This window comes from Pseudomonas sp. LBUM1653, from assembly GCF_059716115.1.
Genome location: NZ_CP166803.1, coordinates 3,256,972 through 3,271,919, shown reverse-complemented (window position 1 = coordinate 3,271,919; position 14,948 = coordinate 3,256,972). Strand labels below are relative to the sequence as shown.

Annotated in this window: 12 protein-coding genes and 1 pseudogene; 6 read left to right on the top strand and 7 right to left on the bottom strand. The window is 59.9% G+C overall.

Going from position 1 to position 14,948, the window contains the following annotated elements; all coding sequences use genetic code 11:
• The first annotated feature begins 207 nt into the window (after positions 1–207).
• Entirely contained in the window at positions 208–696 is a 489-nt protein-coding gene (locus ACA054_RS14675; RefSeq protein ID WP_497690034.1) for an APC family permease, read from the top strand.
• A gap of 112 nt (positions 697–808) precedes the next feature.
• Here the strand turns inward: ACA054_RS14675 and ACA054_RS14670 are convergent.
• From ACA054_RS14670 to ACA054_RS14660, 3 genes and pseudogenes are all read right to left on the bottom strand, one after another.
• Positions 809–901: pseudogene (locus tag ACA054_RS14670) on the bottom strand (ureidoglycolate lyase); the annotation flags it as partial.
• 95 nt (positions 902–996) lie between these two features.
• Positions 997–2,379 carry an MFS transporter gene (locus tag ACA054_RS14665; protein ID WP_497690033.1) on the bottom strand — a complete coding sequence of 461 codons (1,383 nt, stop codon included), beginning with the start codon at positions 2,377–2,379 and terminating at the stop codon, positions 997–999.
• 90 nt (positions 2,380–2,469) lie between these two features.
• On the bottom strand, positions 2,470–4,050 hold the full coding sequence (locus ACA054_RS14660) for an aldehyde dehydrogenase (NADP(+)) (protein WP_497690032.1): 1,581 nt from the start codon (positions 4,048–4,050) through the stop codon (positions 2,470–2,472).
• Positions 4,051–4,404: 354 nt separating this feature from the next.
• Between ACA054_RS14660 and ACA054_RS14655 the strand changes: the two genes are divergently transcribed.
• The gene (locus ACA054_RS14655; RefSeq protein WP_497690031.1) at positions 4,405–4,671 is read left to right on the top strand and encodes a hypothetical protein; all 267 of its coding nucleotides are present in this window, start codon (positions 4,405–4,407) and stop codon (positions 4,669–4,671) included.
• Between the two features lie 508 nt (positions 4,672–5,179).
• Here ACA054_RS14655 and ACA054_RS14650 read toward each other — a convergent pair.
• Positions 5,180–6,130, bottom strand: a complete 951-nt coding sequence (locus ACA054_RS14650) for a LysR family transcriptional regulator (protein ID WP_497690030.1) — start codon at positions 6,128–6,130, stop codon at positions 5,180–5,182.
• A gap of 112 nt (positions 6,131–6,242) precedes the next feature.
• On the opposite strand from ACA054_RS14650, the gene ACA054_RS14645 reads away from it, so the two are divergent.
• From ACA054_RS14645 to ACA054_RS14630, 4 genes are all read left to right on the top strand, one after another.
• Positions 6,243–7,424 carry a fumarylacetoacetate hydrolase family protein gene (locus tag ACA054_RS14645; RefSeq protein WP_497690029.1) on the top strand — a complete coding sequence of 394 codons (1,182 nt, stop codon included), beginning with the start codon at positions 6,243–6,245 and terminating at the stop codon, positions 7,422–7,424.
• 48 nt (positions 7,425–7,472) lie between these two features.
• Positions 7,473–9,260, top strand: a complete 1,788-nt coding sequence (locus ACA054_RS14640; RefSeq protein ID WP_497690028.1) for an IlvD/Edd family dehydratase — start codon at positions 7,473–7,475, stop codon at positions 9,258–9,260.
• 247 nt (positions 9,261–9,507) lie between these two features.
• Positions 9,508–9,948 (top strand): tryptophan-rich sensory protein TspO, encoded by a 441-nt coding sequence (gene tspO, locus ACA054_RS14635; RefSeq protein ID WP_497690027.1) that lies wholly within the window; start codon positions 9,508–9,510, stop codon positions 9,946–9,948.
• Positions 9,949–10,051: 103 nt separating this feature from the next.
• Positions 10,052–10,918: a patatin-like phospholipase family protein gene (locus tag ACA054_RS14630; RefSeq protein WP_497690026.1), complete on the top strand. Its 867-nt coding sequence runs from the start codon at positions 10,052–10,054 to the stop codon at positions 10,916–10,918.
• A gap of 31 nt (positions 10,919–10,949) precedes the next feature.
• Here the strand turns inward: ACA054_RS14630 and ACA054_RS14625 are convergent, their stop codons facing one another.
• The 3 genes from ACA054_RS14625 to ACA054_RS14615 all read right to left on the bottom strand — a co-directional run bounded on the left by ACA054_RS14625 (position 10,950) and on the right by ACA054_RS14615 (position 14,770).
• Positions 10,950–11,981: a DUF1254 domain-containing protein gene (locus tag ACA054_RS14625; RefSeq protein ID WP_497690025.1), complete on the bottom strand. Its 1,032-nt coding sequence runs from the start codon at positions 11,979–11,981 to the stop codon at positions 10,950–10,952.
• A gap of 33 nt (positions 11,982–12,014) precedes the next feature.
• Entirely contained in the window at positions 12,015–13,421 is a 1,407-nt protein-coding gene (locus ACA054_RS14620; RefSeq protein WP_497690024.1) for a DUF1254 domain-containing protein, read from the bottom strand.
• A gap of 197 nt (positions 13,422–13,618) precedes the next feature.
• The gene (locus ACA054_RS14615) at positions 13,619–14,770 is read right to left on the bottom strand and encodes an iron-containing alcohol dehydrogenase (protein WP_497690023.1); all 1,152 of its coding nucleotides are present in this window, start codon (positions 14,768–14,770) and stop codon (positions 13,619–13,621) included.
• Between the last annotated feature and the right edge of the window lie 178 nt (positions 14,771–14,948).

The following is a 14,948-nucleotide window of genomic DNA, read 5'->3' as shown; positions in this document are numbered from 1 at the left end:
TGTACACCTTTGCCGAAATCGCCGCCGAACTGGCCCTTGAAACCCAAGGCATCGACGCGCTGGAGACCTCGACACTGTGCCGCAACCTGCGCAACGTCGGGGCTGGCGTGACCGTCGGCTCGACCGCCTCCATCTTCGCTTTCCATCAAGGATCCCACCAGTGCGATCTACGAACTGCTGTCCGCTCAAATCAGCCCGCTCAGCGCCATGGCGGTCGCCTGGCTGACCGCTATGGTCGTCGGTTTTACCAACGTGTTGCCGATGCAGGTAGGCGTCTCCCGGGTGCTATTTGCCATGGGGCGCGACCGCCGGCTCCCCAGTCTGTTCGCGCGACTGCACAGGGTGCATGGCACGCCCCACGTCGCCCTGGTGCTGTCGACTCTGTTCTCGCTCACGATCGCCATGGCCATGGCCATGCGCGATGACATCAACACCCTGGCCTCGTTCGTGAACTTTGGTGCGTTGTCCGCCTTCGTCCTGCTGCACCTTTCACTGCTCGTTAAAATGGGGATCAAGGGCCGGAGTCGGCGGATCTTCGCCCACTGGCTCGTGCCCATCATCGGCATCGTGGTGGTACTCACCGTACTGTCCGGCATGCACCGGCCCGTGCTCGAGATGGGTGCCGTCTGGCTCGCTACCGGCCTGTTTTACGGTCTTTACCTGCGCCGAAAAGGTCGCACGGAGCTTGGTGTATGACCCGAAATGGCATGGCCCGCTCGGTGAGCGGGCTTCAATTTGCCTCGTGGAAAACCTCCTTCTTCCTCCCAGAAGAGGATAGGGAGCAATCAACAGCTGGAACACCGACAGCTCAATCCGCCTGCACAGTCACTTGCTGCTGCTCGCCCAACCCCGCAATACCCAGGTGAATCGTCTGCCCCGCTCGCAGGAAGACCGGCTGTGGTGTAGGCGGACGCATCGCTGCCCAGATACAAGGCCAACTGGGCGACAACACGTCCAGTCCCGCTGCCGTGATCAGCACTCGTTTGTTGCGCAGGTTCATGCCGTCTCCAGCTTCGCGGTGGTGATTGCAGTTTTCGGGGTTCTGCCGAGCATCGATGCGGGAATGGCCAGGATCAGCCCGCCGCTGACGAACAGGCACAGCGCCAAGACATAGGTACCGTTGTTGATATTGCCGGTGAGGTTCTCCGCCACGGCCGTGATCATGGAGCCAGTGAAGCCAGACAGATTGCCGATGGCGTTGATCATGCCAATGCCGGCAGCCGCAGCGACACCCGACAGCACGGTCCCCGGCAGGGTCCAGAAAATCGGCATCAGGCTGAGAATTCCGGAAGCAGCGATACTCAGGAAGAATACCGACAGCACCAGGTTGTCAGCAAAGTAGGCGCTGAGAATCAGGCCGACGCCACCGATAAACGCAGGAATCGCGGCGTGCATGCGTCGCTCACCGGTGCGGTTGGAGTGGCGTGCGTTGAGCAGCATTGCCACGACAGCCACTGCATAGGGAATGGCGGTCAGGAAGCCAATGTGCAAGCTGTTGGTGATACCGGTGCTCTTGATGATCGAGGGCATCCAGAACGCCAGTCCGTAAAAACCGGTGTTGAAGGTCAGCAGGATCAGGACCAGCAGCCACACCCGCGGATTGAAGAACACTTCGCTCAGGCGCGAGGCCTTGCCCTGGTTATCCGTTTGCAGATTGGCCTTGAGCAAGGCTTTTTCCGCAGCGGACAGCCATTTGGCGGAGTCGATGTTGTTGGCCAGGCAGGCGATGACGACGAACGCCATGATCACCGACGGAATGCCCTCGATGATCAGCATCCATTGCCAGCCGGACATGCCGTGCACGCCTTGCATGCTGTTCATCAACCAACCGGAAAGGATTCCGCCCAGGGTCAGGCTGATCGGCATGGCCATCAGGAACCCGGACATCACCCGGCTTTGCCGATGGGTCGGAAACCAGTAGTTGAGGTAGAGAATCACACCGGGGAAAAAGCCGGCTTCACAGATGCCCAACAGGAAACGCAGCACATAGAACATGGTGCTCGATTCGATGTGGAATAAACCCGCCAGCGGCACGGTGAATGCCACGGCCATGGAGATCACGGCCCAGGTCAACATGATCCGCGCGATCCAGAAGCGCGCACCGTAGCGATGCAGCAACAGGTTGCTCGGCACTTCAAAGAGGAAGTAGCCCCAGAAGAACATGCTGGCGCCCAAGGCATAGACGGTATTGCTGAATTGCAGCTCGTTAAGCATGTCGAGCTTGGCAAAGCCGATATTGACCCGGTCCAGGTACGCCGCCATGTAGCACAGAAGCAGGACGGGCAGGATGCGCCAGATGACCTTGCGGTAGGTGCGGTCTTCAAAGTCGAGCTCGCTGGCAGCAGCCTGCGCAGGTATTTGCTCGGATATCGTTTGCATGAGGTAACCCCTGGGCATGTGGACATGCCTGATTGTTTTTATCGAATGGGTCAGGCCGAATGAACCGTTCACTCGGCGATGGAGCAATGACTAGAGTGCTGCGGTGGTTTTCTCTCCGTTGACCAGGCGCGTCAGCCCCAATGGATTGCGGTTCTTGAGGGCATCAGGGAGCAAGGCGTCAGGGAAGTTCTGGTAGCACACCGGACGCAGGAAGCGATCGATGGCCAAAGTGCCTACCGACGTACCACGGGCATCAGACGTCGCCGGCCAAGGGCCGCCGTGGACCATGGCCTCGCAGACTTCCACACCCGTCGGATAGCCATTGATCAGTAAACGGCCGACTTTCTGCTCAAGCGCAGCGACCAGGTCGGCAGACGCTTCAAGCTCTTCGAGCTCACCCAGCAAAGTCGCAGTCAACTGACCGCGCAACCCTTGCAGGGCCGCCAACAGCTCAGCCCGATCAGCGACTTCAACCACCACGGTGGCGGGGCCGAAAATTTCTTCCTGCAACAGTTCATTGCCCGTCAGCAGCAGGCTGACATCGGCTTGGAACAACTGAGCGTGGGCCTTGTTGCCCTGCTGCGCCTGCCCTGCCAGATGGGTGATTTGCGGATGCGCCGCCAAGGCTGCGCAACCCTGCACATAACTGCGCAGGCCACCGGCATTGAGCATGGTTTGCGCCGGTTGATCGGCCAACAAGGCAGTGAGGGACTGCACGAACGTGCTGAACGCCGCAGAGCGGATGCCAATGACCAGGCCGGGATTGGTGCAGAACTGCCCTGCGCCCATGACCACCGACGCTGCCAGTTCGGTAGCGATACGTTCGCCGCGAACCTGCAACGCTTGCGGCAGCACAAGCACCGGGTTGATGCTGCTCATCTCGGCGAATACCGGGATCGGCTGCGCACGTGCAGCCGCCATGTCGCACAGCGCCCTGCCGCCTTTGAGCGAACCGGTGAAACCGACTGCCTGTATCAGCGGATGCTTGACCAGCGCCTCCCCGACGCCGGCACCGAAGATCATGTTGAACACGCCCTTGGGCATGCCGGTTTGCTCGGCGGCCCGGATGATGGCTTCAGCCACCCGTTCGGCGGTCGCCATGTGGCCGCTGTGGGCCTTGAACACCACCGGGCAGCCCGCGGCGAGCGCGGCGGCGGTGTCACCGCCAGCAGTAGAGAACGCCAACGGAAAGTTACTGGCGCCGAACACAGCCACAGGGCCAACTCCCAGGCGACACTGGCGTATATCGACGCGCGGCAAGGGCTGGCGTGCAGGTAACGGCAGATCGATGCGCGCACCGTAGAAATCACCGCGACGCAGGGTCTGGGCGAACAGACGCATCTGACCGCTGGTGCGGGCGCGTTCGCCCTGGATGCGTGCTGGCGGTAGAGCAGTCTCCTGGCAGACCAGGGCTACAAATTCATCACCCAGTGCATCCAGTTCGGTGGCAATCGCCTCAAGGAATTCGGCCCGGCGCGCGGCTGGCAAGTTGCGGTAAATCGGGCCTGCGTGAGCGGCGGCCATGGCAGCGGCGTCCACTTCCTCGACCGTGGCCTGGATGAAGGCTGTGGGCAGTGCTTGCCCGGTAGTCGCGTCAACGCTGTGCAGCACTACCGATCCGGCGGCGCTGCGGCCACCGGCGATGAAATTGTGTCCGGACAGTTCGGGCATGACAGTCTCCTAACCCTGATTGGAAGCCAGTCGCTACTTTACTGTCGCGAATCGATTCTTTCCCAATGGCATTTTCGGATTAACCGATAACGATCTGTTATCGAAAAAGCCCGCCAACCTGCTGGTCATTTAGGTTGGGGGGGTGCAGGTGCATATTTGGATTGGGTGTATATCTGTTGCTGCGGTAACGGCCACCTATGGTTTCGCAAATACTGTAGGAGCCAGGCTTGCCGGCGAAGGCGCCCTCACAGCCGACCAATTCTCTTTCAGGTGTACATATCCATTCCTGCGGTAACGGCCACTTATGGTTTCGCTTTTACAGCGAGTCACTTGGAAAAGCCTGTAGGAGCGAGCATGCTCGCGATGGTCGTCAACGATGACGAGGGCTATCTGAATGCCCGTGTTGTTCTGGCGTTTTTCGCGAGCATGCTCGCTCCTACAGGGCCCGCCGCGATGGGCCATCCTTGGCCCATCGCGGCTAAACGGCATCCATGCCGGTTTACCCACTGCGCAGAACCTCCACTCGGCCTCTCGAGGGGGCAAGAAAATCAAAAGCCGAAGCAACAGCCAAAGCGAGGCGGCCTTATAGCCGACCTGATTTTAGGTCTGTCCGCGCTGTGATCATTCCCACGCTCTGCGTGGGAATGCCGCCAGGGACGCTCCGCGTTCCGCTGACGACGCATGACTTGAGCCATGCGTAACGGTGACGCGGAGCGTCACAGGATGCATTCCCACGCAGAGCGTGGGAACGATCAAACGTGTTCACTTGAAATCAGGTCGGCTGTCAGGCCGCCTCGCTTTGGCTTTAGATTTGGGCGCCCCGTTAACCACGATGGCCGAACGCAGGCATTGCGCAGTGGGTAAACCGGCAGGACGCCGGTTTAGCCGCGCTGGGCCAGGGATGGCCCATCGCGGCGACCCACGGAGCAATGCCGGAGTGAGGGCATGCCGAGCCTAAGCGAGGCACCGAGTGGTGGGGCAAGAGCGTTTGGTTACTTTGCGCTTTTCAAAGTGACCCGCTGTAAAAGCGGAACCATAAGTAGCCGTTACCGCAGCAATGGATATCCCCCCAATCCAGTTCTTATACACAACCCCATGCTTAAGTGAACAGCAGTCAACCCCATCGTGTTCAACCCGCCGAATCCCTGGCCAGCCGGGCGTTCTCCTTCAATATCTCGGCAAACTCCAAGGCTGCCCCCACCAGTTGCTCACCCTTGCGCGTGAGGATGCCGTAGTCCTGGGGCACCAGGTGCAACGGCGTATCCAGGATTTTCAGCTGGCCGCTTTCGAGCAGCGGATCGACCATGGCATGGGGCAGCATGCCGATCATGGGCCCGCGTTGCAGCACCTGCAGGAAAGTCTGCATGGAAATGGTATCGACGGTGTTTCGGGGCATTCCCACGCCGGCCTCGGCGAACGCCAGTTCCATGCGGCCGCGAATGGGGGTACCGACCGGGTAGAGAATCCACGGCAAGTCCACCAGTTGCTGCAGTGAGATGGGGCCGGCACCGGCCAGCGGGTTACGGTGGTTGACCACGATGCAGAACGGTTCGGGCGCCAGCGGCTGGAAGTCGTAACGTTGCTGCTGGCCTTGGTCGGTGAAACGGGCGACGGCCAGGTCGAGGTTCTTTTCCTCCAGCATTTTCATCAGGTGGTTACTGGTTTGCTCCACAACCTCGATCGACAGCAATGGCCAGCGTTCCTTGATCTGCAAAATGGCCTCGGGCAATGCCACGGCGGCAGCGGCAAAGATACCGCCAATCCTGAGGTGACCGTGCCCTCCCTCGCGCAGACTGCTTATCTGTTCGACGAAGGAGCGCGCGTCGTTCAAGGCAATCTGTGCATAGCGCAGCACATGCTCACCCAGTGCCGTGGGTGGCATGCTGCGCGGCAGGCGTTCGAACAAGGCAAAGCCGAGCAGGCTTTCGATCTCCTTGAGCATCTTGCTGATGGCCGGCTGACTGAGATTCATCTGTTGCGCCGCCAGGTGCATGTTGCGCGTGCGCCCGAGGGTGTCGATCAACTGCAGATGCCTGAATTTAAGCCATCCGCAAAAGCTGGAGAAAGAAAGTTCCGTCACGGGCACACCTCGCGAAGCAATAACTTTACGTTATCGAATACTGAAATTATCTCATTGGAGTTTATCGGCTGTCCGCCCTAGCGTGAAGTCTTTACGAACCAGGAAGATTGCCATGTCGCTGATGCTTACTCCCGAAAACACCCTGCCGGTCGATGGCGTGGCCGGTATCTTGATCGGACGTGCCTGGGTCCCAGGACAAATCGCCGGCCCTTCGCCGATCGTCCTGCGCGCCGACGGCGTATTCGATCTGTCGGAGCGCTTCGCGACTTTGAGTGACTTGCTGGAATCCGATGCTCCGCTCGCGGCAGTACGCAAGACGCCCGGTATTTTCATTGCCAGTGTCGAAGCCCTGCTGGCCAACACTGGCCCCGACGCCGATCCATCCAGACCTTATTTGCTGCCACCCCTGGATTTGCAAGTCATCAAGGCCGCCGGCGTGACCTTCGCCGCCAGCATGATCGAGCGTGTGATCGAGGAGCAGGCGGGTGGTGACGCCGCCAAAGCCGAAGCCGTGCGGGCCACCGTGCACAGCGTGATCGGCGACAACCTGCGCTCGATCGTTCCTGGCTCAGAGCAGGCCATGCGCTTGAAAGCCTTTCTAATCGAACAGGGCATGTGGTCACAGTACCTGGAAGTGGGTATCGGTCCGGACGCAGAAATCTTCACCAAGGCGCCGGTTCTGGCCTCTGTCGGCAGCGGCAGCCGGATTGGCATTCACCCGGGTTCACAGTGGAACAACCCGGAACCGGAAGTGGTGCTGGCGGTGAACAGCCGCGGGCAGATTCACGGCGCCACCCTGGGCAACGACGTCAACCTGCGGGACTTCGAAGGCCGTAGCGCGCTGTTGCTAAGCAAGGCCAAGGACAATAATGCGTCTTGCTCGATCGGGCCTTTCATCCGCCTGTTCGACGAGACCTTCAGCCTGGACGATGTCCGCGCCTGCGTGGTCGACCTTGAGGTGCAAGGCGAGGACGGCTACCGGATGCACGGATCGAGCTCCATGAGTCAGATCAGCCGTGACCCACAGGACCTGGCCGGCCAGACCCTCAACGCCAATCACCAATATCCCGATGGTTTCCTGCTGTTTCTCGGTACCCTGTTCGCCCCTACCGAAGATCGCGATCATGTCGGCAGCGGTTTCACCCACAAACTGGGTGACCGGGTCAGTATCAGCAGCCCATTGCTTGGCAGTTTGCACAATCAGGTGACCCTAAGCTGCGAGGCAACGGCATGGACCTTTGGTGTGAGTGCCTTGCTGCGTAACCTGGCCTCCCGTGGACTGCTTGCACGCTGATGCCACAACAGATTGTCGCTTCATCCAATTACAAGAGAGAAATGAATCATGAGTGATACGCCTAAGCGTCGCCTGCGCAGCGAGCAATGGTTCAACGACCCTGCCCACGCCGACATGACTGCCCTGTATGTCGAGCGCTACATGAACTACGGCATGACCCGTGAAGAGCTGCAATCGGGCCGCCCGATCATTGGTATCGCCCAGACTGGCAGCGACCTGACCCCTTGCAACCGTCATCATCTGGAACTCGCGCAGCGGGTCAAGGCCGGCATTCGGGATGCCGGCGGGATCCCCATGGAATTCCCCGTCCATCCGATCGCCGAACAGTCACGCAGGCCTACTGCCGCACTGGACCGTAACCTGGCCTATCTGGGGCTGGTGGAGATTCTCCACGGCTATCCACTGGATGGCGTCGTACTCACCACCGGTTGCGACAAGACCACCCCGGCCTGCCTGATGGCCGCCGCGACTACCGATCTGCCCGCCATTGTCCTGTCTGGCGGGCCGATGCTCGATGGCCACCACAAAGGTGAATTGATCGGCTCCGGCACCGTACTCTGGCATGCGCGCAACCTGATGGCAGCCGGGAAAATCGATTACGAAGGCTTCATGGAAATGACCACCGCAGCATCGCCTTCGGTGGGTCACTGCAACACCATGGGTACTGCTCTGTCGATGAACGCCCTGGCCGAAGCATTGGGTATGTCGTTGCCCGGTTGCGCGAGTATTCCGGCTCCCTATCGTGAGCGCGGACAGATGGCTTACGCCACCGGCAAGCGCATCTGCGAACTGGTGATGCAGGATGTGCGTCCATCGCAAATCATGACCCGCGAGGCCTTCGAGAATGCCATCGCCGTGGCCTCGGCACTGGGTGCATCGAGCAACTGCCCTCCTCACCTGATCGCCATCGCCCGCCATATGGGCGTCGAGCTAAGCCTCGATGACTGGCAACGCATTGGCGAAGACGTACCGTTGCTGGTCAACTGCATGCCGGCAGGCAAGTACCTGGGCGAAGGTTTCCATCGCGCGGGCGGCGTACCGGCGGTGATGCACGAACTGCAAAAAGCTGGACGTCTGCACGAAGACTGCGCCACGGTCAGCGGCAAGAGCATCGGCGAAATCGTCAGCAGCACGCTGACCAGCAACGCCGACGTGATCTACCCCTTTGAAACTCCGCTCAAACACCGCGCAGGTTTCATTGTGCTCAGCGGTAACTTCTTCGACAGTGCGATCATGAAGATGTCGGTGGTGGGTGAAGCCTTTCGCAAGACCTACCTGTCCGAACCTGGCGCGGAAAACAGCTTCGAAGCGAGGGCAATCGTGTTCGAAGGACCGGAGGATTATCACGCCCGGATCGATGACCCGGCGCTGGAAATCGATGAGCGCTGCATCCTGGTCATTCGTGGCGCAGGCACGGTTGGCTACCCGGGCAGTGCTGAAGTCGTGAACATGGCTCCCCCGGCAGCGCTGATCAAGCAAGGCATCGACTCCCTGCCCTGCCTTGGCGACGGTCGCCAGAGCGGCACTTCAGCCAGCCCTTCGATCCTCAATATGTCTCCGGAGGCAGCCGTGGGAGGTGGCCTGGCGTTACTGAAAACCAACGACCGCCTGCGCGTGGACCTCAACGCGAGATCGGTGAACCTGCTGGTCGACGAAGCCGAAATGACCCGCCGCCGCGCCGAGTGGACGCCAAACATCCCAGCCTCGCAAACCCCTTGGCAAGAGCTATACCGGCAACTGGTCGGACAGCTGTCCACGGGCGGCTGCCTGGAGCCGGCCACCCTGCATTTGCGGGTCATTGCCCGAAGTGGCGGCGAGCCCCGTCATTCGCACTGACGGCTTTTGAACAGCCCCTGGTGTCCCGGAAAAATCAACACTACTGTGCAATCTGCACATTAGTGTTGTTGGCATTTTGGACTGGCGCAGCATATTGCTGCCTGCACCTGATGTACCAACTTTGGCGAGAGTGGACAGACAAATATCGCTCATCAACCCAAACTTTTCACTTCATTGGACGTCCTCTCTTTAGCGGTTCGGACTTGTTTCGCAACTCAAGACAATTGACCTCAGCTAAGGAACGGTGATGACCTTTTACGTTTTCCTTCTGGCCTGCGGTGCCGCCGCAAGCACAGGCTTCTTTTTCAAACCGGGCCAGTGGTACGAATCTCTCGATAAACCCGGCTTCACGCCACCCAACTGGCTGTTTCCACTCGCGTGGTCGATTATTTATCTGTTGCTCGCCTGGGTCGGATTCCGCTTGACCCAGATACCTGGAAGTCAGGTGGCGCTGGCTTTATGGGCGGCGCAGATTGCGCTTAATACGCTGTGGACTCCGGTGTTTTTCGGCGCGCACCTTTTTTTCGCCGGCATGGTGATCCTGACGCTGCTCTGGCTTGTGGTCGCTGCAATGGTGGTGATGACTTTGCAGCTTGACGTGATCACTGGCTTGCTCCTCTTTCCTTACCTGGCGTGGCTTTGTGTAGCCGGCGCGTTGAATTTTTTCATTTGGCGAAATAACCGCTGATACGAACTTCGGACCTGCAGCGCCTCACCGATCTGCCGTCCGAAAATGGCGCTTTCCCGTCAGCTACACTGATTCGACGCACGGCTGCACAGAGATTTCGGGCATGGCGACCAAAACTGCAATCGTATTCGCTGGCGGTGGCAGCTTGGGTGCTGTCCAGGTTGGCATGTTGCGGGCCTTGGTCGAGGCCAATGTTCGATTCGACTTAGTGGTGGGTGCTTCGGTGGGCGCCATCAACGGTGCCTACTTTGCCGCAAGACCCGATGCCGAAGGCGTCGAGGCGCTCGCCGGTTTCTGGCGTGGCCTGCGTAAAACAGACATCTTTCCCCTGTCCTGGCTCGATACCTGTAGAGGACTGATCAAACGGCGGGGTTTTCTGTTGCAGCCGGCAGCCTTGAACCGACTGCTGGGTCAAGCACTGCCCATTCACCGCATTGAGGATGCGACGCTGCCCCTGTACATCGTCACCACCGACTTGCTCAGCGGTGCCGAGACCGTCCTGTCCAGTGGTGATCTCGGGCAAGCGTTACTGGCCAGCGCAGCCATACCGTTGGTGTTCCCCTGCGTACAAATTGCCGATCAGTTCCTGATCGACGGTGGCGTGGCAAGCAATACACCTATTTCAACTGCCGTCGCCCTGGGAGCCACCAACGTCGTGGTAGTCCCCACTGGAGTGAGTTGCGCCCTGTCGCAACCGCCCCGAGGCTTGATCGCCTTAGCCCTGCATACCGTCAACCTGATGAGCATGCGACAGTTGGTGAGCGATATCGAACACTTCCGCACCCTCACCAGCCTGCACATCGTCCCGCCTTTGTGTCCCGTGGATGTCTCGGTGTTCAACTTTGCCCAGACCGAGTCTCTGTTGCAGCGCGCTTATGAGCAGACCCTCAGGTGGCTGGACCGTGGGGGGCTTGAGCGCACCAAGGTACCGGGTGCCCTGACGATCCATTCACATGCCCATGAGCATTGAGTGTGCGCAGCCATCTTGCGGACACCACTGATCACAAGCCGGCAGGCGTGGCCTCAGGAAAATGCCAGCTGCCATCCAGTACATCCGCATGCGGCTTGTACAGCCGCACCATGTAGTTCCACCCCGCAGTGACAGGCAGGCAGTTGGCGACTCCGTCTTCGCAACCGCCGAATTGCACGGCAATGCTGCCATCGCTTTCTCGTTTCGCGGTCAAGTTGTTCAGGGTGTAGAGGTTCTGAGTGTTGCGTTCGAAATAACCCGCCGCGTTATAAACACTGATGGACCAGAAAGCGTCCACCGGTACGTCTTTGACGGTCAGGCGGTAACGGGTGGAGCCATCATTTCGTGTCGGCGTCACATTGAAGTAATAAGCGTCCTGCGCGGGGTTTCCACCCCAGGCGGACGCACTGCCGATGAAATGGCGCACGGGATCGACCTCTGCGGGTTTGCCGAACATCCCCCGCGAGTCCGGGACTGTGGCAGCCAGTGCCAGCAGTGAGGTTCGTATCGCGTCTAGGCTTGCCTGATCCCAATGCGGGACTTCGAAATCCCCCGGCCCATTTTGCTGATCCACTTTGATCTGGTCCTGAAGTGCTTTAGCGCGCTGCATGTCGTCGGCCGAAGCCGGGTCTACCAGCGTGCGCACACCCAGCAGGACGTAGCGGGTTCCGATCGACTCGCGGGTGAAGTGGTAACGGCCGGGTTTGTACATCAATGGCTGAGTATATTGATCCTCGTTGATAGCGATCAGCGAGAAGTAGCGCTGGCCGGCATCGGGCAGCGTGACGGTCACCGGCCCAGCTTCCAGGTCGAACACCGCTGATGAATACAGCGTGTCACGGTTCGGACGGATGACCACCTGAGTCTCGACGGGGGTCAGCTCTCGGTTGTGCACGAACTTGCCGAAGCCTCCCCGCGCAACGACTCGACTGAAAAATTTGTCGGATTCTGCGCGGACAAAATTATCCGCCGTCACCCGCGTAGTATTTGTCGCAGCCACCGTCCCGAAGCACAGCGGCGCGATCAGGATGAGCGCAAGCATGGGCGCTTTTAACATGTGCATGATCTGGGTCCTTGCGTGGGAATCTCGGGAAAATCAATCAATGCGCTGAACTTTCGGCGCCTGCCACCGGCCGTCAAGGGCTTCGGGCTGCGGCCAGTAGAGCCGGCCAGCGATGTAGAACGGGCCGTTGGGCGCAGGCAGCCAGTTGGCTTGTTGTTCCTTGCCTGGTGGTTGATGCTGAATATACAGCGTGACGCCGCCATCGGGGTCGCGCTTGAGGTTTGCCAGCATCGGCGAATTGATCAGGTATCGGTTCAACGGATTGGCGACCAGCAAACGCTGAGCGTTGTAAAGAGTCAGCGACCAGAAAGCGTTGACCGGTGGCAGCTGGCCCGGTGCAAAACGCAAGGAGTAACGATGCAGCGAAGCATCCAGTTTCTGTCCGCTGGCGTCGAGATAGAACGGTGGGTAGAGGGTTTCTTCCCGGTCATTGCCGTAGAGGCCAGTGACGGTTGCCCGCATGCGATACAGGTAATTGTTGCCGAGAAACTCGCGGCTACCGAGGAAACGCGAGGTAGAAATCTCCCCTAGGGCGACCTTCTGACCGAGAGCCTCGAAATCTTTCCAGGCGTCAGCGATGCCGGCCTTGATGGCCTCGCGGATGTCATCTGGCAAAGCATGTTCATCAAAGGTCTGTCCCGGGCCGATGCCCAGTTTGGCAAACTCCTTCATCAGTTCGATTTCCGATGGATGTATCGGGCAGAAACCGAGGACGAAGTTCAGCTGGTTGAAGAACGCCAGACTGTTTCGTTCTGCTTCAGCGCTGAGCGGGACCAGGAAATCGACCGGGGGCGAAGCTTCTGGCGCCGGTTCCCCAAGAAACGCAGAAAGAGGCTGAACCTTGTAGCCGGCCTGTATCCTCTTGACGTTTTCAAGGTCGTCAGCACCCTGCAACTGGGTGCGATAAAAGACAAAGGCGAAGCGGGTTTCGGAGCGAAACACACGGTCGATGCCCGGTGGCACCGTGCCTTTCCAGTCGGGGCCGGCGAGCAGGAAAGTGCCACCTCCATTGCCTGTCGTGCGGCTGCCGACGTAACCGAAATTGTAGGTGTACGCATCGACGAACTGCGCCGAGTAATAACGTCCCTTCTCCACTGCCGGTAAGGTCAACACCAGCGGCTCACTGCGCAGGTCTGCGCCCAGCTGCGAGTACGGCGTGTCGGCGTTGGGTGTCGGATAGGCCTTGTCGTCAGGCGTGTAGATGCGCGCCGTGTTGTGCAGGGTATTCCACGGCGCCTTGTATTCCGGATGCTGCTGGTCCTGAAAGTAGGTGTATTGGACGCGGTAATGATCCACCAGGGGAAAGCCATAAATGTAGGCTTGCCTGGCGATGACACGAGCCTCGGTCGGTGTCAGTGCAGCTGCAACGGACAGTTGCGCTTGGCAGAGCATTGCCAGCAATGCAACCATGACAACGCGTTTTATAGTGTTCTTGTCCACGAGGAAGTCCTTGTAACGAGCTGACGAGCCTTTAGCAGCGAATTTTCTCCCTGCCGCAGTGCACCGATGGTCACCCAGCGCGGCAAAAGGAATGCCCCCTCATGTCGAGGGGGGGACCGACCGGTCACGCGTTGATACGGGATCAGTCGGCAAGCAGTAACGAAAATCCTCGCGTCGGGGACGGTAGGCCTTGCTGCTCATAGCACCTCCCGGTAGATAGCCCGAACGTCAGCCAGACGTACCGTGCGCGGGTTGTTGCCGAGCAGGCGCGATTGCTTCATCGCATCCTCTGCCAAGGCCTGGATATCGGCCTCGCCGATACCCACGTCGCGCAAACGGGTCGGCAATTTCAACTCACCGGCCAGGGCACCCAGATGATCGGCCAGGGCGCGTGCTCGATGGTATTCGCTTCCGGTGACGTTCGGCAGCACGAGCCCGGCCAACTGTGCGTAGAGCGGCGCCGCCACCTCCAGGTTGAAGCGCATCACCGGCCCCAGCACCAGGGCGTTGGACACTCCGTGCGGCACATGGAAACGCGCGCCGATCGGGTAGGCCAGTGCGTGCACCGCAGCCACCGGTGAATTGGCAAAAGCCATCCCGGCCAGGCACGCACCCAGCAACATGTTCTCCCGGGCCGTCAGGTCGGCACCATCGCGGCAGGCTTGATAAAGGCTGCCGGAGAGCAGGCGCAATGCATCTTTCGCGAGGCAGTCAGAGATTGGATTTTTCAGGTGGCGGCTGGTGTAGGCCTCAACCGCATGGACCATGGCATCAATACCGGTCGCGGCAGTGATATGCGCTGGCAATCCCAGCGTCAGCTCGGCATCCAGCACCGCCAGATCTGGCAGCAGGGTTGACGAGATCACGACGTTCTTCTCACCGGCACCGGTGGTGACCACCGAGACTGCGGTGACCTCGGAGCCGGTGCCGGCGGTGGTCGGCACCAGGATCAGCGGCAGGCGTGCGCCCTTGCTCTGGTTGATGCCATAGATCTGCGCCAGTTCTTCGCCGCTGCGCAACAGTAGCGCAGCCAGCTTGGCGGCATCCAGCGAACTACCGCCGCCAAGACCGACCACGCAATCCGCACCACAGGCCCTGCCCGCTTCAACCGCAGCCAGGATCACCGATTCCGGCGGGTCGGCCAATACCTCGGCAAATACCCGGACCGGGACGCACGCTGCGCTAAAACCGGCCAGCACCGGATCGAGCAGCCCGGCTGCCATGACGCCCGCGTCGGTCACCAGCAACACGGAGCTAGCGCCCAGGTTGAGCACCTGCGTGGCAAGACGGCTGGCGGCACCGCGCTCGATGATGATCGAGCGGGTGGTATTGAATGCCATCGATAGCATCGGAAGGGATCTCCAAGGGGTGGTTTTGACGACCTCCGCTTGTCTGGCGTGAGGCTGCGGCCACTACCGTAGAGGCTCGGTTTCACGCCCCACCCCCTCCTTCGGAGTGGGTGCCACGCTATCCGGAGGCGTCGCCCATCCACCTCCAATTAAAATAAAATAATCCTTTATTTTCAGC